At 61.4% G+C, this 20707-nt stretch carries 15 protein-coding genes; 10 read left to right on the top strand and 5 right to left on the bottom strand.

Translation table 11 applies throughout. The features are described 5' to 3' along the window. The first annotated feature begins 53 nt into the window (after nucleotides 1-53). Complete coding sequence (locus tag SLW56_RS14605; RefSeq protein ID WP_320695034.1) at nucleotides 54-692, top strand: YceI family protein; 639 nt, start codon at nucleotides 54-56, stop codon at nucleotides 690-692. A 342-nt stretch (nucleotides 693-1034) separates the two neighbouring features. Here the strand turns inward: SLW56_RS14605 and SLW56_RS14610 are convergent, their stop codons facing one another. The 5 genes from SLW56_RS14610 to SLW56_RS14630 all read right to left on the bottom strand — a co-directional run bounded on the left by SLW56_RS14610 (nucleotide 1035) and on the right by SLW56_RS14630 (nucleotide 5686). Then, nucleotides 1035-1829: a siderophore-interacting protein gene (locus SLW56_RS14610; RefSeq protein ID WP_320695035.1), complete on the bottom strand. Its 795-nt coding sequence runs from the start codon at nucleotides 1827-1829 to the stop codon at nucleotides 1035-1037. A gap of 85 nt (nucleotides 1830-1914) precedes the next feature. Then, nucleotides 1915-2460 carry a PadR family transcriptional regulator gene (locus SLW56_RS14615; RefSeq protein WP_320695036.1) on the bottom strand — a complete coding sequence of 182 codons (546 nt, stop codon included), beginning with the start codon at nucleotides 2458-2460 and terminating at the stop codon, nucleotides 1915-1917. A gap of 423 nt (nucleotides 2461-2883) precedes the next feature. Beyond that, nucleotides 2884-3276 carry an STAS domain-containing protein gene (locus SLW56_RS14620; protein WP_152244073.1) on the bottom strand — a complete coding sequence of 131 codons (393 nt, stop codon included), beginning with the start codon at nucleotides 3274-3276 and terminating at the stop codon, nucleotides 2884-2886. Then, entirely contained in the window at nucleotides 3273-3713 is a 441-nt protein-coding gene (locus tag SLW56_RS14625) for an ATP-binding protein (RefSeq protein WP_152244075.1), read from the bottom strand. Before SLW56_RS14625 ends, SLW56_RS14620 begins: the two co-directional genes overlap by 4 nt. Beyond that, nucleotides 3710-5686: a SpoIIE family protein phosphatase gene (locus tag SLW56_RS14630; protein ID WP_320695055.1), complete on the bottom strand. Its 1977-nt coding sequence runs from the start codon at nucleotides 5684-5686 to the stop codon at nucleotides 3710-3712. The genes SLW56_RS14625 and SLW56_RS14630 overlap by 4 nt, the downstream gene beginning before the upstream one ends. Nucleotides 5687-5902: 216 nt before the next feature. Between SLW56_RS14630 and aceE the strand changes: the two genes are divergently transcribed. The 9 genes from aceE to SLW56_RS14675 all read left to right on the top strand — a co-directional run bounded on the left by aceE (nucleotide 5903) and on the right by SLW56_RS14675 (nucleotide 20519). Beyond that, a complete protein-coding gene (aceE, locus tag SLW56_RS14635; protein WP_029561694.1) occupies nucleotides 5903-8593 on the top strand; it encodes a pyruvate dehydrogenase (acetyl-transferring), homodimeric type in 2691 nt (896 codons plus the stop codon). A 429-nt stretch (nucleotides 8594-9022) separates the two neighbouring features. Further along, a complete protein-coding gene (locus SLW56_RS14640; RefSeq protein ID WP_320695037.1) occupies nucleotides 9023-10726 on the top strand; it encodes an N-6 DNA methylase in 1704 nt (567 codons plus the stop codon). Then, nucleotides 10719-13016, top strand: a complete 2298-nt coding sequence (locus tag SLW56_RS14645) for a sensor histidine kinase (RefSeq protein WP_320695038.1) — start codon at nucleotides 10719-10721, stop codon at nucleotides 13014-13016. The genes SLW56_RS14640 and SLW56_RS14645 overlap by 8 nt, the downstream gene beginning before the upstream one ends. Continuing rightward, nucleotides 13003-14145: a hypothetical protein gene (locus tag SLW56_RS14650; protein ID WP_320695039.1), complete on the top strand. Its 1143-nt coding sequence runs from the start codon at nucleotides 13003-13005 to the stop codon at nucleotides 14143-14145. The genes SLW56_RS14645 and SLW56_RS14650 overlap by 14 nt, the downstream gene beginning before the upstream one ends. A gap of 1038 nt (nucleotides 14146-15183) precedes the next feature. Further along, on the top strand, nucleotides 15184-15783 hold the full coding sequence (locus SLW56_RS14655) for a hypothetical protein (protein WP_320695040.1): 600 nt from the start codon (nucleotides 15184-15186) through the stop codon (nucleotides 15781-15783). Nucleotides 15784-15947: 164 nt separating this feature from the next. After that, entirely contained in the window at nucleotides 15948-16601 is a 654-nt protein-coding gene (locus SLW56_RS14660; protein ID WP_320695041.1) for a hypothetical protein, read from the top strand. 270 nt (nucleotides 16602-16871) lie between these two features. Beyond that, the gene (locus SLW56_RS14665; protein WP_320695042.1) at nucleotides 16872-17393 is read left to right on the top strand and encodes a hypothetical protein; all 522 of its coding nucleotides are present in this window, start codon (nucleotides 16872-16874) and stop codon (nucleotides 17391-17393) included. A gap of 12 nt (nucleotides 17394-17405) precedes the next feature. Continuing rightward, on the top strand, nucleotides 17406-18401 hold the full coding sequence (locus tag SLW56_RS14670) for an XVIPCD domain-containing protein (protein WP_320695043.1): 996 nt from the start codon (nucleotides 17406-17408) through the stop codon (nucleotides 18399-18401). A gap of 381 nt (nucleotides 18402-18782) precedes the next feature. Then, nucleotides 18783-20519, top strand: a complete 1737-nt coding sequence (locus tag SLW56_RS14675) for a S41 family peptidase (protein ID WP_167336251.1) — start codon at nucleotides 18783-18785, stop codon at nucleotides 20517-20519. The last annotated feature ends 188 nt before the right edge of the window (nucleotides 20520-20707 follow it).

Raw genomic sequence — 20707 nt, forward strand, 5'->3', positions numbered from 1 at the left:
CAGGCCCGCGCCTGCCGCAGTTTCGTCCCATCACCCCTCCAAGGAGTTCCACCATGACCAAGACCCGCAAACTGCTGCTCCCGCTCGCCATGGCCCTGGCCGCCGTCGTCGCCCAGCCGGCCACCAGCGCCTTCGCCGCCCCGGCCGCCGCCGCTGCCGCCGCCAAGGGCGTCTCCGGGACCTACACGCTCGATCCGGCCCACACCGACGTGCTGGTGCAGTGGAGCCACTTCGGCTTCTCCAACCCGTCCGCGCACTTCGGCGACGTCGACGGCACCCTGGTCTACAACGCCCAGGACGTGAGCAAGTCCAGCGTCAACGTGACCCTGCCGCTGTCCGGCCTCAACAGCTTCACCGCCAAGTTCGACGAGCACCTGAAGAGCGCCGACTTCTTCGACGCCGCCAAGTTCCCGACCGCCACCTTCAAGAGCACCAAGGTGACCTCGGCCGGCGGCAACAAGCTGACCGTCGCCGGCGACCTGACCATCAAGGGCACGACCAAGCCGGTGGTGCTGGCGGTGACCCTCAACGGTGCCGGTCCGCACCCGATGAAGAAGGTGCCGGCGCTGGGCTTCGACGCCACCACCACGGTCAAGCGCAGCGACTTCGGCCTGGGCGCCTACGTGCCGAACGTCAGCGACGAGGTGAAGATCCGCATCACCACCGAAGCGCTGCAGGCAGCGGCCAAGTAAGGCCGCCTGTGGTCGCGGCGGCGCTTCTCGCGCTGCCGCCTGCCGTAACGCAAACGCCCGCCATTCGGCGGGCGTTTGTATTTTCGGGATCTCGCTGTGTGCAGTGCAATGAAACTGCGCACGGCGACCCTACTGCGAGCGAAAGACGCGCCGTAGGTGCTGCTTCAGCCGCGATGGCCTTACCGCGATGCCCTGGGCGAAGCTACATGCGCCCGAAGTGCCAGGCGCACCCTTACCCTCACCCCAACCCCTCTCCCGGTGGGAGAGGGGCTGTTGCGCCGGATTGCCGTGTGTTCGGTGCCGGTCGTCCTGCGCGTGCTTTTTGCTTTTTCGACGCGGCTTTCAGTCTTCGGCCGCGTCGCCGCCCGCCTTCCAATACCCCGTCGCGCGGATCCACTCCTTGGGCACGCCCAGGTGGCCTTCGACGAACTTGCGCATCATCCGCGCGCGGGCCGACTCGCAGGCGATCCAGTAGAACGCGTCGCCGTCCGGCGGATCGAAATCGCGCAGCGCGCCTTCCAGCAGCTGGCTGCTGCGTGCGTCCACGCCGTTGCGTTCCAGCCAGGTGATGCGCAGCTCGGCTTCGCACTCCAGCGCTTGCCGGTCGGCGTAGCCGGGGATCTCGATCAGCGCGTCGACTTCCGCGTTGGCCGGCAGGGTTTCCAGCCAGCGGCCGATCGCCGGCAGCGCGGTCTCGTCGCCGATCAGCACGTACGCATCGAAATCGTCGGCGGCCACGAACGAGCCGCGCGGCCCGCCGACGACCAGCGCATCGCCCGGGTCGGCCTGCGCCGCCCAGCGGCAGGCGGGGCCATCGCCATGCAGCACGAAGTCCAGGGTCAGCTCCTGGGCGTCGGCATCGTAGTGGCGCGGGGTGTAGTCGCGGGCGGGCGAGGGCAGCGCGTCGGCCGGATACACCGGGCCGTGCTCGGTCATCGTCGGTAGCACGAACGCGCCTTCGGAGTTAGGGAAGAACAGCTTGACGTGGTCGTCCGGCCCGGCGCTGACGAAGCCGTCCAGTTCGGGGCCGCCGACGACGATGCGGCGCATGTGCGGGGTCAGCGGTTGCGTGCGCAGCACCTGCAGATGGCGCAGGCGCAGCGGGTGGCGCAGCAGGCGGTGTTCGTGGGTCGCCATGGGAATCCTCGGAAGTGGGGGAGAGGGTTGGCGGGCGACGCGGACGCCGAAAGCGCTGATGTCCGCGTGCTGGCTGGAAGGGGAATCAGGGTGCGTTGCCATCCATGCCGTCGGCGGCGGCATGCAATAGCGCGGCGACGCGCTCGATCTCGTCCGGGTCCCAGCGCCCGTGCCGCGCCAGCAGGCCGTGCTTGATGCGGCGCATCGCCTCGCGCACCGGCGCCGGCACGTTGGCGCGCACCAGCGCACGCGCGCTGTGCTGGGTGCGCTGCAGCGCCGCGTCCACCTGCGCGCGCTCGGTGCGCACGAAGGCCTGGCCGGCTTCGGTGATTGCATAGCGCTTGCGGGTGGCGTCGGCATCGGCCTGCACCAGGCCCTGCGCTTCCAACTGCGACAGAGTCGGGTAGACCGTGCCGGCGCTGGGCGTGTACAGGCCATGGAACAGCTCGGCGACCGCGCGGATCAACTCGTAACCGTGGCGCGGCTGGGTCTCGATCATCGCCAGCAGCAACAGCCGCAGGTCGCCGTGGCCCAGCGGGCGCGGCCCGCGTGCGCCACGGCCGCGGCCGGCCCGGTCTTCCTCGAACAGGCGGTGCGCGGGGTGCGGGCCGGAGGCGTGGGGTCGTGGCATTTCGATATGTCGAATCGGATGCGGAAACGATATATCGAAGTAGTGTGGTCGGCAAGCGCCTGGCAGAGCGGGCGCTGGAGCGCGGTGGGATTGGTTCAGTCAGGACGGCAGCGCGCGTTTGCGTCCTGCGCGTGCGTGCGGTGTGCTTGGGAGTTCTGCGGGGATGAGCTGTCCAAGTTGCATCGGCCAGCGGTGGCCCTTGTGAGAGTCAGCTGGTCATGCAGTCGCGAAAAGGGAAGCCGGAAGCCGACTGACACCCTCCCTCGTCGGGACTGAAGTCCCTCCCACAAGAGATGCCCAGTCCATCCCTGTGGAAGTGGCTTAGCCATGACGCGCTGTACGGCAACTCCGGTCGCGGCCTGGGCCGCTTGTGTCGACAGAGGGTCTTGCGGCGCGCTCGCCGGGTGCACTGTGGGAGGGACTTCAGTCCCGACGCATTGCGCCATCGGCAAGCACCTGCCGCTGCATCTCGTCCAGGTATTCGTCCAGCTCCTGCACCGAGGTGAAGATCTCGTTCAACGGCACCGCCTTCACCACGTCGAACACTTTGCGGATCTGCGGCTGCGGGTTGACCACCAGCACCCGCCCGTCGCGCGCGGCCAGCACCTTGCGCGCCTTGAAGATCGAGCGGATGCCGGCGCTGCTGATGTAGTCCAGGTGCGACAGGTCCAGCACCAACGTGGTGATCGGCGTGGCCAGCAGCGGCGCCAGCGCCTCGTCCAGCGCCTGGTAGGTGTGCGTGTCCAGGCGCCCGCTCAGGGTGAGGCGTTGGCGCTTGTCCTGCGCCGGGTCGATCTGCAGGCTCAACGTGGTCATGCGGGCGACTCCTGAAGAGGGGGATCGGCAGGTTGCAGCAACACGATGCGCACCACATTACGGCCGCCGTCGTGGCGATACTCGAGGCGATCGGCGAGTTGCTGCACCAGGTGCAGGCCGAGGCCGCCGATCGGGCGCTCGGCGATGTCCGCGTCCAGGTTCGGCACCGGCGCGTCGCGCGGGTCGAAGGCCGGGCCGCTGTCGTGGAATTCCAGCACCAGCGCGTCGTGCAGCAGATGCACGATCACGTCCACCGGCAGCGGGGCACGGCGCAGGTGGCCGTGTTCGAGGGTGTTGCAGGCCAGTTCCTCGACGATCAGCCGGGTGCGGCTGACCTGCTCGCCGCTCACGCCGTGGCGCCGCAGCGCCGCCTCCACGCTGTCGCTCAACTGCGCCAGTGCGTCGATTGCCGGTTCCATCTGCCATCGCAGCATCATCGCGTCGCCTCCCGTGCCGGATCCTGGCGCAGCCGGATCGCCAGGAGCGTAATGTCGTCGGACTGCGGTGCCGGTGCGGTGAACGCCTGCACGTCGGCCAGCACCGCGGCGCACTGCGCCTGCGCGTCGGCGCCAGGCTGCAGTGCCGCCAGCAGCCGCTCCTCGCCGTAGGGCCGGTCCTGCGCATCCATCGCCTCGGTGATGCCGTCGGTGTAGCTGAGCAGGGTGGCGCCGGCGGCCAGGCGCCCGTGCACCACCGGATAACGCGATTGCGGCTCCAACCCCAGCGGCGGGCCGGATTCCAGTGGCAGCAATTCCGCGCGGCCGTCGGCGTCGAGCAGCAGCGGCGGCTCGTGGCCGGCGCTGGACAGCCAGTAGTCGCCGCTGTGCACGTCGATCAGCCCGCACAGCACGGTGGCGAACATGCACGGCTCGTTGCCCTCCACCAGCCGCTGCGAGGCGGCGATCAGGATCGCGTCCGGGCGCGTGTGCCGGCGCGCGGCGATCTCCAGCACGGTCATCGCCCGCGCCATGAACAGCGCCGCCGGCACGCCCTTGTCCGACACGTCGCCGACCACGAACCACAGCAGCCCCGGCTCGGTCTCGAAGAACTGGTAGAAATCGCCGCCGACCATCTCCGCCGGTTCCAGCAGCGCATGGGTTTCCAGATGCTTGTGGGCGCTGTCGAAGGTGCGCCCGACCGGCAGCATCGCCAACTGGATGTCGCGCGCGATCGACAGCTCGCTCTGCATGCGCTGCCGCGCCTGCGCCAGCGTGGCGATCTCGTCCAGTTGGCGCTTGATCGAGCCGCGCGCGCTGTCGAAGGCGCGCGCCATCACCCCCACTTCGTCCGCGCGCTGCACATGACGCAGCGGATAGTCGAACGTGCCCTGGCTGAAGTGCAGGGCCGAGTCGGTCAGGTCCTCGATCGGCCGCACCAGCCGCACCGTGTAGCGGTGCAATAGCCACAGCCACAGCGCCAGCGCGGCGGCGCCGGCCAGCGCGCCCCACAGCACGATGCGGTCCAGCCCGGCCAGGATGTAGTCCTCCGACACGCTCAGCGCGAAGGTCCAGCCGGTGTCGCCCACCGCCGCGCTCTGGGTGAGGTAGCGGGTGCCGTCCGGCGCGGTGTGCTCGAAGCGCACCGCGGTGTGGGTGTCGGCCGCCTGCGCCAGCGGCGACAGGTCCGGCCGCGCCCGCGCCACGTGCGCCTCCAGCGTGCGGCGGAAGCGCAGCGCCGGGTCCGGATGCAGCACGAACAGCCCGTCCGGCGACAGCAGCATCGGCTGCAGCCCGCTGTTGGCCGGAAGTTCGGCGACGATGGCCTGCAGTCGCTGCAGCGGCACGTCCACGCTCACCATGCCGATCGCCGGCGCCTGCGGCCCATCGCCGGGCAGGCGCAGCGGCAGGTTGTAGGTGGTCAGGAACGCGCCGCCGGTGCTGGCATCGCTGTACGGCTCGGACCACCACGGCGCCGGCGCGGCCAGGGTGCGCCGGTACCAGGGCATGCTGCGCGCGTCGAAGCCCAGCGCCTCCACCGGCTGTTCCAGCACCCCGGTAGCGGTGCGCCGCAGGTGCCAGGCGAAACCGCGGCCGTCGTCCTTCAGTGCGCCCGGCTCGATCACCAGCAAGGCGCCAGCGATGTCCGGGTCGCCCTGCAGCGTGGCCTGCAGCAGGTTGCGCAGGTTGAACGGCTGCCGGCCCAGCCCGCTCGCGGCGGCGGCCAGGGTGCGCCCGCTCACCTGCACCGAGCCCAGCGTGGCATCCAGGCTGCGCGCGGTCTGCTGGGTCAGCCCGGCCACTTCCTCGCGGGCGTTGCGCACCATCACCTCGCGCGCGCCCAGGTAGAACAGCAGGGCCAGGCCCAGCAGCAGCGCAACCTGCAGCAGGCTGCCCCACAACAGCAGCCGGGTGCGCAGGCTGTGCCGCCAGGCAACCGCGGAAGGCTCCTGCGCTGACGAGGCGACGGCGATGGCGGCGCTCCACGGGGGCCTGGAACCCGATCATAAGCGCAGCCGCGGCCGCCCGGCGCAGCGGCTGCCCGCACTGTCCCGCCGCGTGTCCCGGGCCAATGTGACAGTCCGTTCCATACGCTGGCGTACGAGGTCCTGAGAGGCGGTTGCGCTACACTTGCAGGCTTCGAGAAAACACATGCCATCGCGCGCGTGCGTGCGACCTACGGGAGCGTTATGAACTGGTTGAACGAGGTGCTGCAGAACGATCCGAACCCCACTGAGACCCAGGAGTGGATCGAATCGCTCAAGGCCGTCATCGATGTCGCAGGCCCCGAGCGCGCGCATCAGCTGCTGGAGGACATGGTCGAACTGACCCGTCGTTCCGGCGCCTACCTGCCGTTCTCGCCGACCACCGAGTACGTCAACACCATCGCCCCCGCCAACGAGGCCAAGAGCCCGGGCGACGCGGCCATCGAGTGGAAGATCCGCTCGATCATCCGCTGGAACGCCATGGCCACCGTGGTCCGCGCCAACCGCAAGCCGGGCGACCTGGGTGGCCACATCGCCTCCTTCGCCTCCAGCGCCACCCTGTACGACGTGGGCTTCAACCACTTCTGGCGTGCGCCCTCGGACAAGCACCCCGGCGACCTGCTGTACATCCAGGGCCACAGCTCCCCCGGCATCTACGCCCGTGCCTTCCTGGAAGGCCGCATCAGCGAAGACCAGCTCAACAACTTCCGCATGGAAGTGGACGGGCAGGGCATCTCCTCCTATCCGCACCCGTGGCTGATGCCGGACTTCTGGCAGACCCCCACCGTGTCGATGGGCCTGGGCCCGCTCAGCGCTATCTACCAGGCGCAGTTCATGAAGTACCTCGAGCACCGCGGCCTGATCGAGAAGTCCGACCGCAAGGTGTGGTGCTTCATCGGCGACGGCGAGAGCGACGAGCCCGAGACCCTGGGCGCCATCGCCCTGGCCGGCCGCGAAGGCCTGGACAACCTCATCTTCGTGGTCAACTGCAACCTGCAGCGCCTGGACGGCCCGGTGCGCGGCAACGGCAAGATCATCCAGGAGCTGGAAGGCGTGTTCCGCGGCGGTGGCTGGAACGTCATCAAGCTGCTGTGGGGCGGCTACTGGGACGCCCTGCTGGCCAAGGACACCAACGGCGTCCTCAAGAAGCTGATGATGGAAACCGTCGACGGCGAGTACCAGAACTGCAAGGCCTTCGGCGGCGCGTACACCCGCGCCAACTTCTTCGGCAAGTACCCGGAGACCGCGGCCATGGTCGCCGGCCTGTCCGACGACGACATCTGGCGCCTGAACCGTGGTGGCCACGATCCGCACAAGGTCTACGCCGCCTACCACCAGGCGGTGAACACCAAGGGCATGCCCACCGTGATCCTGGCCAAGACCGTCAAGGGCTACGGCATGGGCTCGGCTGGTGAGGCGCTGAACCCGACGCACCAGACCAAGAAGCTGGACGACGACGCCGTGCGCGCGTTCCGCGACCGCTTCAACATCCCGCTCAGCGACAAGCAACTGGCCGACGCCGAGCAGGTGCCGTTCTACCACCCCGGCCCGGACTCGCCGGAAGTGCAGTACCTGCAGGAGCGCCGTGCCGCGATGGGCGGCTACCTGCCGCAGCGCCGCCGCAAGGCCGACCTGTCCATCCCGGCCCCGGGCCTGGACAAGTTCGAGCGCCTGCTCAAGGACAGCGGCGAGCGCACCTACTCCACCACCATGGCCTTCGTGCAGAGCCTCAACATCGCCCTGCGCGACAAGGAACTGGGCCCGCGCATCGTGCCGATCGTGGCCGACGAAGCGCGCACCTTCGGCATGGAAGGCATGTTCCGGCAGATCGGCATCTACGCCCCGTTCGGCCAGAAGTACAAGCCGGTGGACGCCGACCAGCTGATGTTCTACCGCGAAGACCAGTCCGGCCAGGTGCTGCAGCAGGGCATCAGCGAGCCGGGCGCCATCTCCTCGTGGATGGCCGCCGGCACCAGCTACTCGGTCAGCAACGTGCCGATGCTGCCGTTCTACATCTACTACTCCATGTTCGGCTTCCAGCGCGTGGGCGACATCGCCTGGCAGGCGGCGGACATGCGCACCCGCGGCTTCCTGCTCGGCGGCACCGCCGGCCGCACCACGTTGAACGGTGAAGGCCTGCAGCACGAAGACGGCTTCAGCCAGGTCATCGCCGGCTCCATCCCCAACGTGCGCAGCTACGACCCCACCTTCGGCTACGAAGTCACCGTGGTCATGCAGTACGGCATCCAGCGGATGATGCAGGAGCAGGTGGACGAGTACTACTACATCACCCTGATGAACGAGAACTACGCCCACCCGGAAATGCCGGCGGGCGCGGAAGACGGCATCATCAAGGGCATGTACCTGCTCAAGGACGCCGGCAAGCCCAAGAAGGGCGAACTGCGCGTGCAGCTGCTGGGCTCGGGCACCATCCTGCGCGAAGCCATCGCCGCCGCCGAGCTGCTGGACAAGGATTTCGGCGTCACCGCCGACATCTGGTCCTGCCCCAGCTTCAACGAACTGCGCCGCGACGGCTTCGACGCCGAGCGCTGGAACCGCCTGCATCCGGAAGGCGAACAGCGCAAGCCGTTCGTCACCCAGCTGCTGGAAGGCCGCCAGGGCCCGGCCATCGCCGCCACCGACTACGTGCGCGCCTTCGCCGACCAGATCCGCGCCTTCGTGCCGATGCACTACACCGTACTGGGTACGGATGGTTTCGGCCGTTCGGATACGCGTGCGAACCTGCGCCGGTTCTTCGAGGTCGATCGCTACTACATCGCGCATGCCGCCATTGCGGCGTTGGCGAAGGATGGGAAGATGACCGGGAAGGATGTGGCTCGGGCGATCAAGCAGTACAAGATCGATCCGGAGAAGGCTAATCCTGTGGGGGTCTGATTTTTTCTGTGGATCATAGGAGTGAAGAAGGCGGCGAAAGTCGCCTTTTTCTGGTCGGCAGTAAGTTGAAATTGGGCGGGGGACCGAATCGAGTAGCTAGCTCAGCCAGCTTGTAGCTCGCGGTGAGGCGCGAGATCTCAGGGAGTGTGGGGCGGGGGCTCATGCTGACGCGGGCGGGCTGGCTATCTTGCAGGAATCTGCTAACGTGCCTTCGCGTACGCGCGGAGGCCAAATGTTGTCTAATTCTATACTTCAGGAAGTATCTTTCGGTACTGCAACAATACAGAAACTACGTAGGGTCTCGCTCGATCCCAATTTGCTGCGCACATTGGGTCTTACCGAAGGAGACCTGTTAGAAGTGGCTTTACTAGTAGAGACTGGTGAGATACGTCTGCGAAAGCCGGTGTTTCTGCCAGAAGAGCATGCGGAATGAATTACGCCGTTAATTTTCGCTCTAACAGTGACGGTGATGAGCAACAACTCGCTGCCCCTAATCGTAAAAGGGCGCTTGGAGCCTATTACACGCCTTTCCAGGTTAGCCAAGCACTCTGTGATTGGGCGATCAGATCTCCAGCTGAGTCAATTCTTGAGCCTTGCTTCGGAGGATGCACTTTTCTTGAGGCATCAATACAACGCATGGCGTCTCTTGGCGCCCTAAGTCCGGCTTCCAATATATATGGCTGTGATATTGATCCCATCGCGTTCCGCTACTTAGAAGAACGAGTGCCCGATTTAAGCCGATCTGCGCAGTTCGTGCTGAAGGATTTTCTCTTACTTAGGCCCCACGACCTCGGCCTAGATGGGGTGGATGCGGTAGTTGGTAATCCTCCTTATGTTAGCTTACAGAAGATAAGTCTTGAGGCTAGGGCTGCTGTAGCTAACTGGGAAGCTCACTACAGTCAGATAATCGCGAGGCGCGCAAGCATTTGGGTGCACTTCACATTACATTCCCTGAATTTTCTAAAGCAGGGGGGGCGGCTCGCGTGGGTACTGCCGGGGTCATTCCTTACGGCAAAATATTCATATGCTGCGAGAGCTTCATTGCTGTCAAGCTTCAGCAAAGTTGCTTTCGTAACACTCGCCGAACGTCTTTTCCTTGAAGAAGGCACAGAAGAGCGAACAGTGATCGTGCTAGCGGAGGGATATGGAGCGCAGACGAAGACTTCTTCTATCTCCGTCTGCTTAGACGAGTTGAGCGAACTTCAAAAGTTTGTTGATTCTTGGGAGCAGATGGACTGGGGTCAGCCCATCGTTTCGAGTTCGGCAGGGTTGGTACCCAGCAGATCGGCCAATCTGGTAGCCAGTCTGAGTGATAATCCCTGTGCAAAAAAACTCGGGGATTTAGCAGATGTTGAAATTGGAGTTGTTGCGGGCGACACAAAATTTTTAATAAAAAATAGAGCAGAGTGGAGCGCGCTGAAAATTAACGGCGCGCATTTGCGATATGTAGTGCCGCAGAGTCGCCGACTGGAAGGGATCGTACTTACAGCTAAAGATAAGGTGCAGCATGAGGTGGATGGCGCCAGATGCCAAGCACTACACGCGACTGTGAATGCTCGGTCGGAGGCGTTAAAGAAGTATCTCAATTCGTATTCCGCTGAGGCTCGTTCTAAAAATGCCACATTCATTAAGAGAGCGGTTTGGCACAGATTTTTAGATGAAAAGATTCCTGATGCGTTCTTTGTATTTATGACGCATATGGGCCCGCGTCTCGTACTTAATAACGCCAAGGCGAATGCAACCAACGCGCTTTATCGCGTCAAGTTCAAGCATGGGGCAAAAAAATACGAGAAAATCATAGCAATAGCTATCCAGACTACGTTAACACAGCTTGCCGCTGAATTGCTTGGGCATTACAGGGGGTCAGGTGCGCTTAAACTCGAGCCCAGTGATGTTCGTCGCTTGCCAATATTTTTGCCGAAAGTGAATGATTATGATGTCAATAGCGTATTCGCCCGAGTTGACAAGCTCACTCGCGAGGGGGCTATCGACGAAGCTCGGAAATGTGCAGATGCATTTATCTTTGCTGACTTCAAGGATGTTAGGAAGAGTCTAGAGGCAATGCAGGAAGACTTGATTATTGCTAGACGCCGTAGGGTGAGAACCATCGGGGAGCGGAAGAGTGATGAATAAACAGGAAGCACTTAAAGCGAAACTTGCTGAACAACTTGGTTCTGATTCACCGGACTTTGGCAAAGTGATTACGTTAGCTCATGAACTTGCTCACGCTGCCACTGATGAGGTTCGTTTCACTGTAGACGCCAGCCACATCTCGCGTTTGGGCATTGAGCTAGTATCCAAGCAAGAAACAGCGGTTTCCGAGCTTATTAAAAATGCTTATGACGCAGATGCCCGTACTGTAGATGTAGTGTTTAAGCAGTCAGACTCCCCGGGAGGGTTTCTAGAAGTAATTGATAGCGGAACTGGAATGTCGCGGCAACAGTTGCTAGATGGTTTTATGCGCTTGTCCACAGCAGAAAAGATTAAGCATCCATTTTCGCCACTTTATGAAAGAAAGCGGGCAGGTAGAAAGGGGATTGGGCGTTTTGCAGCTCAGCGACTGGGTAAGATATTGCGTCTACAAACACAGCAACCAAGCGAAGATTTCGCCCTTGAGCTCGAAATTGATTGGAATAGGTTTGACGCGGGCAATGAGCTATACTCTATTTCAAATGAAATTCGAGTAATCCCCGCCCTTCCATCGCACGGGACAACTCTTGTAATTTCAGATCTGCGTGATGCCTGGAGTGAGGCGCAGATCCGGCGCGCATTCCGATATGTATCAGAACTACTGCAGCCATTCCCACTGGAGAAATTAGTAGCAAATAAGTCCGGAAAGGAAGCGGATCCAGGCTTCAAAGTTGCTTTCTACAAAGACGTGGGTGGTAACCTGCTCGAGATTGCAAGCGATGAGGCCACAATCTTGCCTCTTGCGGTGGCGAAGATATCAGGACTGGTCGATCAGAATGGCGTTGCAAAGTTTAGCGTAACTTCTGATAAGCATAAAATAAACATAATCGATGAGCTTGTTCCGATAGAGCCCCGGATTCGATCGAGAAACGAACTTTCTGGTTCTACTTATTCCTTGCTTTCTGGAGTTCGGGTAACTTCGCATTACTTCAACGCTGATGACCTGCCAATGGGGGCACGTGGTATGGTCCGCGACATTCTCACAAATTTTGGAGGAATTCGTGTTTACCGCAATGGGTTCCGTGTACTCCCCTACGGCGATGCGTATGATGATTGGTTAGGATTACAAAGGTCCAGTGCACTTCGACAAGTGCTTCCTGCTCACCACAGCACAAACTTTATTGGATTTGTTGAGATCATTGACCATGACGGCGTTCAGTTTGAAGAGACTGCCAGCCGTGAAGGATTGGTTGAAAATGAGGCATTTAAACAGCTTCAGGATTTTATTTATCGAGTTTTAGTGTCCGGTGTAATTGAGGTGGCGAGAACAAAGAATAGAAAAATTTTCTCGTCAGATCCAAGTCCTAAGCCATCGGGCATCGAAGATAAGCCCTCAATTAGAGATCAAGCTCAGCAGATAGCAGACTCTATTCGCTCAATTGCTAGTTCTAGTGTTCAAAACTCAATAAGCGTCGAGGAGCAAAGGCAAGAGCTGGCGCTATTGGCAAATACTGTTGAAGAGTTTGGAGCAAGTTCCGGTGCGCTGATCGAAGAAGTGGCAATGCTGAGAGTGTTGGCTAGTTTAGGTCTAACTATCGGTGAGTTTACACACGAGGTGCGACACGCCCTTGCCGCGTTGAGTGCGTCAGTCGAAACTGCCAATAACGACGGCAATTCCGCTTCACTACAAAGTATTGTTGGCCATGTCGCCCTTCTGCGAAGCTACATGCGATATTTTGATGACGCCGTATCAGCCAATTCAGATCGTTCTCTCTCTGTCCATGAGCTCCGAGATATAGTTAATGAGTTCCTTGGATTCATACGGCCTTCGTTGGAAAGGCAGGGAATTGTGGCGAAGGCCGAGTTTCATGGGTATGATTTATTCACAATCCCGGCTCATAAGTCCGAATGGGCGTCAATTCTGCTCAATCTTTGCACGAACTCAATGAAAGCAATTCATAGGGCTGGAACTTCAGGGCAAATAACGATCAGTGTGGAAGTTTCTGATGAAATGCTGCATTTGGACTTTAGTGATAATGGAGATGGTATAGCGATAGGAAATCGTGAAAGGGTATTTGAGCCATTTTTTACAACTAGTGCGCGAGCGAGTGTATTAAGTACGGATGTTGATCACTTAGTTGGTAGCGGCTTGGGATTAAAAATAGTAAAGGATATCGTGGAGGCCATGGGGGGGTATGTTGAAGTCAAAGATCCACCTGCGGGGCGAGCTACATTGATCCGGGTCGCAGTCCCACGAGCACGCGAGGAGCAGATTGGCGATGCGCGCTATTAAATATCTTTGTGTCGATGACCAGCGTGCAGATGTTATCGACCCTTTGGTTAAACGCCTCACTACCGAGCGGCTAAATATAACGCGCGCTACACCTCGTGAAATGTCAGTCCAAGTCCAGCTAATTAAAGATTTCCTTGATGCGAATAGTTCAGGCGCAGTAGGAATTTTGCTTGACCTTCGGATTGACATGGAGGCTGGTCAGGACGGAACACGGGTCGACTATCGCGGACCCGCTTTAGCGCAAGAGCTTAGAACTCGCATGGCAGAAGGCGATATTAATGCGTCGCCAATCGTGCTCTGGTCAGTAAATTCAAAGTTCCAACGTTCATTTTCTCCGGATGGAAGTGCTCACGATCTATTCGATGCAGTCTACGATAAGGATGAAAGAGTCGCATCCGAGCCAGAGGCTGTATCGCTCGAACTCGAGTCCCTAGCCGAAGGGTATCTCAGCATCAGAAATCAATTGCCATCTGAGGGGCCTCTGCCGCTTATCGGGATCGATTCCGCGGAATCAGCAGTTTATGGACGATTTATAGCTGAATACGAAATTACTTGTGGTCGCAAAAATATTAATGAAATAGCGCGGTTCTTGCTCGATTCCCTTGTGCGGCGAGAGGGACTGCTTGTCAATGAGCGAACTCTCTCCGCGCGTCTCGGTGTAGACATGCAGGCCTCAGGCGATGCGTGGTCTGAGCTAAAAAACTTGCTCAATCCGACGTCATACCGTGGACCGTTTTCATCAGCCTGGCCTCGTTGGTGGTGGTTTCAAGTCGAAAACTGGTGGGCATCTATTTCTGACGGCCGAAATGATCTTAGGAGACTTTCGGCACAGCAGCGGATCGATCGCGTAAGCGAACGAACTGGATTGAAGATGGTGCCACCTCAGCCAATCCTTGATAACTATTCAACTAAATTTTTTACCGTTTGTGTAGGAACAAAGCGTCCGCTTGACCCTATTGACGGTCTAAGAATAATGAGCTTTGGAGACCGAGATTGGCATGATGTCAAATATGTTTCTGAATATGCTGCGCTTGAGCGAATTTCGAAATCAGAGTGGACGCTTGACCCACTAGATCGTTCGCGCTTCGACTCTATTAGGGAAACGTCAGGAAATGGTAAGGAAAGCTAAACCGGACGTTATTCGGCAGCGGATGTCTGCCGATCTATTGACTCTATCCAATGTTCTTCAGAGGTCGGCTGCTTCTGTGGTTATTAATGCTGATGTGTTGAAGTCATCTGCAAATGGAGTCGCTAGGGGGCAGAACTCTTCCTGGTCTTATGAGGTGGATGGACTAAATCTAAGGATTGACGTGCCACAAAATACAATCCCCTCTAGCTGTAAAGGAACGTTAACCGCAAGCATTAATCTAGAGTTGAAGGGTGTTCTTGATTGCGAGGATGACGCGGACATACTGACATGGTTGATAATGGAGCTTGAGATTCGCTCGGATACAGAGGGTCATGTCTGTGCGTGGCACTTTGATCGCCATATCGAGGGAGGCGATCCTACTGAAGCGCATCCACTATTTCACTTTCAGCATGGGGGCCATGCAATGAAGCCTCATGCTGATAATCTTGGTCTGTCCCTATTGCTGCCTGCACCAAGGCTGCCATTCCCGCCGATGGATGCTGCGTTGGCGATCGATTTCATCTTGTCAAATTTCTCGGGGCAATGCTGGAGTCAACTGCGAAGTCAACCGGAGTATTGTCGTTTGATACGTGATGCACAAATGCTTTATTGGAAACCTTACGTAAATCGATTGTCTGAATGGTGGGGCGTGCAGGGTACTAGGCCGACGGAAAAAATATTAGCTCTTTGGCCTCAGCTTGCATCCTAGAAAGTGGTTATATTTGGTTTATAGTTGGCGTTGGTTTTGTGAATGCATTGGCATTCGCTTCGGCTGTTGACATCGTACAACAACGGTAGCAATCTCCACTTCAAGGAGCGTCGAAACTCCTCACAGAGCGGTACCCACCTCCGACAAAACGGTGGGTTTTTTGTGCCCGATGCTCGGGCGCAAGCCGACGCGATGCCTACGTCGGGAGGGCGGCTAATACAACACCCTTCGGGGAAATACGCCCGCCGGCTCTGTGCGGTTTCGAACCTCCCGACTTCCCGTCCGCCATCTGTGGCGGCCGGACCCCTTCATGGAACGAGGAGGCAGCGATGGCGCACGACCGTTTGGACGATGAAGACATGCCCGGCTATTTCCTGCCGGAGGACAGCCAGTTCCGCCTGGCGAAGCTGCGCGATCACGTGCGCTTCCTGGTCCGGCTGGCGCAGCCGCGCACACAGGCCGAGGAGCGCGCCGCCGAACCCAAGGTGCGCATGGGCGAACTGGCGCTCTGTCTGGAACTGCTGGCCGAGCAAGTGGAGCTGGTGCTGGACGCGCTGTCCTATCCCGCCGAGCGGACGGAGACGATGCGCGGCGCCCGGCCCGATGCCACTGACCAGGCAGCAACGGACGCCGGCAGCGGCACGTTCCGCGTGACGCAGCAGCAGATCGACAGGCTTACTCAGCTGGCCGAGACCGTCTCGGCCAACGCCCGGATGATGGCGGCCGGCGATGCGGCCGAGCGTACCAGCCAGACCCTGCCGGAATTGGGCAGCACGCTCTATGCCGCAGCGAACGACGTGCGTGAACTGCTGTTGCAGATCGCACACCAGCCGCTGCGCGAACCACCGTCGAACCGCGTACGAGAAGAGCGGGCTGTCTATGCGTTGGAATCCGAGGCGCCGCCTGCGGGAGGCGGGTGGCTACATTGATCCTGGCTACATTGGCGCGGCGCGGGCGCTTTGTAAGACAGGGCCGGCCCAACGCTGTCGGGCCGAACAGGGCTGCAGCGAGCGTCCGCCTGGGCGACGGCATACTCGCGCCGACTGGCCGGCCGGACTACTCTCTAGTGCAAGAGAATCGAGGCGAGCGTGCCATGGCGACAGCGAGGCACCTGATCGGCATCCTCTTCATTGCCGCGACGCTGCAATTGACGGGATGCCAGGCTGATTCGGCTCAGCCCCAAGCGCCGGACCATGCGCCGCATGCCAAGGAGGAGTCTGCAATGCGAACGACCGTGCCGTTGGTCAGGCCGCTGAGCTCTCAAGTGTTGGCTGATGCCATCACGCTGGATTTCGATGTTCCCGCCCAGGCCGATGATCCGAAGCCGCCCGTCTTCATTGGGGTGAGGGTGACGGCCCCGGATGTTGAGGTTGCGCTGTCCAAAGTGGACCGCTTACGCGACGCCAGCGTCACCGCGCAGGTCCATCTCTCTCGGTTGACGGCGGCAGGCGAGGAGCCCGTGGTATTGCAGCGGAGCGAACTGGTTGGGCGCACCGAGTACCAGACGGTGGCATTGGACCGCGACGGGTATGTGCCGGGTCTCCTCAAGGCGAATGCAGATGAGCCGACGATGCGCACCGCTGGATTGATCGCGCCAGGTGCCGCTTACCGTGAAATGGATTTGGCCTTTGTTCGCGATACACCGCTTGGTCGCTACCGGGTGTCCGTCCGCTTCGGGGGGAATGTTCGTGCCTTGGAAGAGACACACCCGGAACTGCTGGTTGCCTTCATCGCCAAGGCGCAATAGGGGGGGTACGGCCTGTGAGTGCGTCTCGCGGACGTGCTAGCCACTCGGCTGATGAAGGGAGTATTTCCCTCGTCTATCATCGGTTGAAGGTGAGTGTGCAAGCATGCGTGTGCATTGCGTCTAGCATCGAACCCCTACGAGGAGGCGCGCGTGAAAAGTGTACTAAGCCAAGCGCGAATTCCTGCGCTGGCGCTGGTATTGGGGCTACTGGCGGGATGTGGTGGAGCCCCGCAACTAGCGGAACGGAACGTCGTCAAGGAGCGAAGCGATATGCGAACTGAAGTGCCTTTGGTCCGCAACCTGGATTCAACGGGCCCAGCGGAAGTCCAGGTGGCGTTTGACGTGCCGAACCAAGGCGATGACGAGACGCCACCCGTCTTCATTGGGGTCAGGATTACAGGTGAGGATGCGACTGCCGTTGCCGATCTTGCCGATCGACTTGTGCGTGCCGACATCGTGGCGCTTCTGCAGCTTGAACGGATCGAATCTTCTGGCGCGACGAAGGTGGCGCTCCAGCGAAGTGAGCGCATCGACCGGGAGCGGGACGCGCTCGTGCCGCTCCCAGCCGACGGCAGAGCGGATGGCCTGTTTCATTTCGATGCCGACGCGACCACGATGCAGGAAGCCGGTCTGTTCTCGCCGAACAGGCCGGAAAGAGAGCTTGCATTCGCCTTCAGTCCATCGCTACAGGCAGGACACTATCGGTTGAGATTGCGCGTGGATCGGCATCGCGAGGCGCTTGTCGAGGCGCATGCGCAGCTCTTGATCGCATACACAGCCAAGGGAAAGTAAGAGGGAGCGGACATGGACAATCCGGATAAGCGTTATACCGTGACAGTGTATGTGGCTGCGCCTGGAACGCCTACGCTTCTGTCAGGCGGTACGTCGGCTGCGGGGCATGTCTACTATGCGATCGACGATGGCACGACGAAGAATAGCTATGGCTTCGCTCCCAAGCATCATGGTGACTACAGTGGACCGGGCAACGTCGTCTACAACGATGTGAAGGACTACAAGGATCCTTACTACTCGCGCACGATGGAGATCGATAAAGCGCAGTACGACAAGTTGAGAGACTTTGGTGGGGATCCAAAGAAGTACGGCTTCGATATGCAGTACAACGGCGCGACAAACAGTTGCATCGACTTCACGTGGGGTGCTCTCAACCATGCGGGGCTGCATCGCCGGGATCGGCATGGCGTTATCGATGAGAAGTTCGAAGGCGATCTCAAGCCGTTGAACAACGAGGACGACATCCGCAGCATTCCGGCGCCGAAGCCCGGAAGCGATTTGAACAAGGAGCATCACAATCCAATGCCAGAGCGGAAGTTCTGGCAAAAAGCCATCAGCGAGAATGAGGCGCCAGGTGCCCGAGGAACGTCCGAAGCGCTCGCCGGTACAAGGCCTGAGATACCACGCGACCCGTTGCTGCAGCAGGCGGAGTCCGCGGTGCTGAAGTTGGAGCAAGGCTTGGGACGGGATTACGACGGCAACAGCGCCAAGTTGGCGGCAAGTGCCGCATACCTTGCAAAAGAAAGCGGTCTCTCCCGTATCGACCACGTGGTACTCAGCCAGGACTCGCGCAATGTGCGGGCAGGCGAGAACCTGTTCGTTGTCCAGGGAGCGCTGAACGATCCCGCACACCTGCGTGCGCACATGCGGACCGAGGATGCGCTGCGCAAGCCGGTGGAAGAGACGCTGGCGCAGCTGCAGTCGTTGAACGAGGCGCAACGCCAGACCCCGGCACAAGGTGTGGAGCAGCGGGACCAGATACAGGCCCGACCACATCAGATGGGATAGCCTGCCTGCGCTATCAGCACCCGATTAGTGCCGCGGTCCTGTAAAGGTACGGCTGTGAGCCGCACTTGCTATTTCACTGCGCCTTTGCGGCACAAGCCGATGTTGGTTCTCGCTGCCCGCACGATGGCCAGGTAGCGGTCCGCCAGCATTGGCGTCTAGGAATCAGGCGCTCAATCGTCTGGCGCTGGATGCGCCAGGGTCGCGATGCCGGTAGTGGATCGCAGTTCACCCTCCCTGGCGACGAACCGGGCAAAGGGGGGCGCGGCTCATGACAGGCTCTTGTCTTGGTCGCCGCAGTGGCGCGACGCCTTCCAGATGCTCGCGCGCAGCAGATGCCCGATACTGCGGCCTGCGATTCAAACACTCGAGCGCGAGGGTGCGATGCGATGCTACGGATGGGGTGCGTTGCTGTGGTTGCTGCTGTTGCCGTCGGTGGGGGTAGCGGAAACGCCGGCCGATCAGGCCTATGCACGCGCTACCGCTTTCCGCGACCGGGCCGGGCAGTTCAGCGAGCACGGCGCCAAGAGCACGCGTGAGGACCTGCTGCAGGCACGTGATGCCCTGCAGCAGGGTTTGCGGTATCTGGACGATCCGACGGTCGCAGCGCTCGCCGAGGGCAGCAAGACGCTGCGCTTTCGCCGCCTGAACCTGCTGGGCGATCTGGTGCGGGTGCAGGTGTGGCTCGGCGACCGCGACGCGGCGGTGGCGGCCTGGCGCGCCCTGGACGCGATGTCCTGGCATGAGGGGCTGATCGACTTCGTGGTGGACAAGGACCCGGCCACGGCGGCGTTGCTGGACGATCCGCGCCTGGCCGAGGTCCGGCGTCACGAAGCGCTGGCGGTGCGTGATGCCACGGCGCCTTCGATCGTGGTGCCTTACGCCGTGCAGCTGACCGAAGCCCAGCGCGTGGCCGGGTTGTCGCAGGTGTGGATGGCCGTGCGCGAGCGCTTCGTCTGGTTCGACCACGTGCCCGACTTGGACTGGGACCGCCTGTACCTGGAGACGCTGCCACTGGTCCAGCGCGCGGCGGACACCGACGCCTACTACCGCGTGCTGGCGCGGTTCCTGGCGCAGTTGCGCGACGGACACACCGGGATCCTGCCGCCCAAGGAACTGGAGGACCATTGGTATGCCCGTCCCGGGCTGCGGACGGCCTGGCTGGACGGGGAGGTGGTGGTGACCTCGGTCAGTGATGCCGCGCTGCGCCGCCAAGGGGTGGCACGCGGTGACCGCATCCTCGCGATCGACGGCGAGCCGGTGGAGCAGTACGCGCAGCGGGTGGTGCGTCCGCAGCTCAGCAGCTCCACCCCGCAAGACCTGCAATTGCGCATGTATACCTATGCCTTGCTGGCCGGCGATGCCGCCACCCCGGTGCGGCTGTCGGTGGAGCATGCCGACGGGCACAGCAGCGAGGTGCGTGCCGCGCGCAGCGGCTATACCACGATGATGGTGCCGAAGGCGCCGCTGCTGCGCATTCGCCGCGATGGCGTGGCGGTGCTGCGTGTGCCGCAGTTGGAGAACGATGCCAGCCTGCAGGCGCTCAAGCAGGCACTGCCACGCGTGCGCGCCGCGCGCGGACTGGTCCTGGACCTGCGCGGCAATGGTGGCGGCAACACGTGGTTCGGCTTGCAGATCCTGCGCCACGTCGCCGCGGCGCCGCTGCCATCGCTGCGCTCTGTCGAGCGCGACAACGGCTCTTCGCTGGCGCAGGCACGCGGGGCCAGGCTGATCGAGTGGCGGCCGGTGCAACAAGAGCCGGTGGCACCCGAACCGAACGCCTATTCCGGCCCAGTGGCGATGCTGGTGGATGCGGGCACGTTCTCCGCCGGCGAGGACACGGCGGCGGTGTTCCGGCTGATGCGGCGCGGCCCATTGGTAGGACAGGCGACCGGCGGGAGCACCGGCCAACCGCTACTGCTGGCCCTGCCCGGCGGCGGTTCGGCGCGGATCTGCGTCAAACGCGACAGCTACCCCGACGGCACCGATTTCGTCGGCGTCGGCGTGCTGCCGGACATCGTGGCCGCACCGACCCGCACCGACCTACGCGACGGCAAGGACCCCGTGCTCGAACGCGCGGTGGCGGCGCTGGGCCAGCAGTGGCCATCGACGTCGCGCTGATACGGGATGCGCGGCGTGCGGTGCGGTTGCACGTCTGCGCCATTGCACTGGCGATGGCGCTTTTGCTGTTGCCTGCCTGCACCTCGATCGAGGTGCCACCTGCCAACTTGATTGCCAAAGAGGGCGCGTCCGAATCCGTCAATGTGGTCGCTGGCGGCGGCGTGGTGCCCTCATTCCCTTCTGTCCTG

This window comes from Xanthomonas sp. LF07-6 (assembly GCF_034105445.1).
Taxonomy (GTDB): Bacteria; Pseudomonadota; Gammaproteobacteria; order Xanthomonadales; family Xanthomonadaceae; genus Xanthomonas_A; species Xanthomonas_A sontii.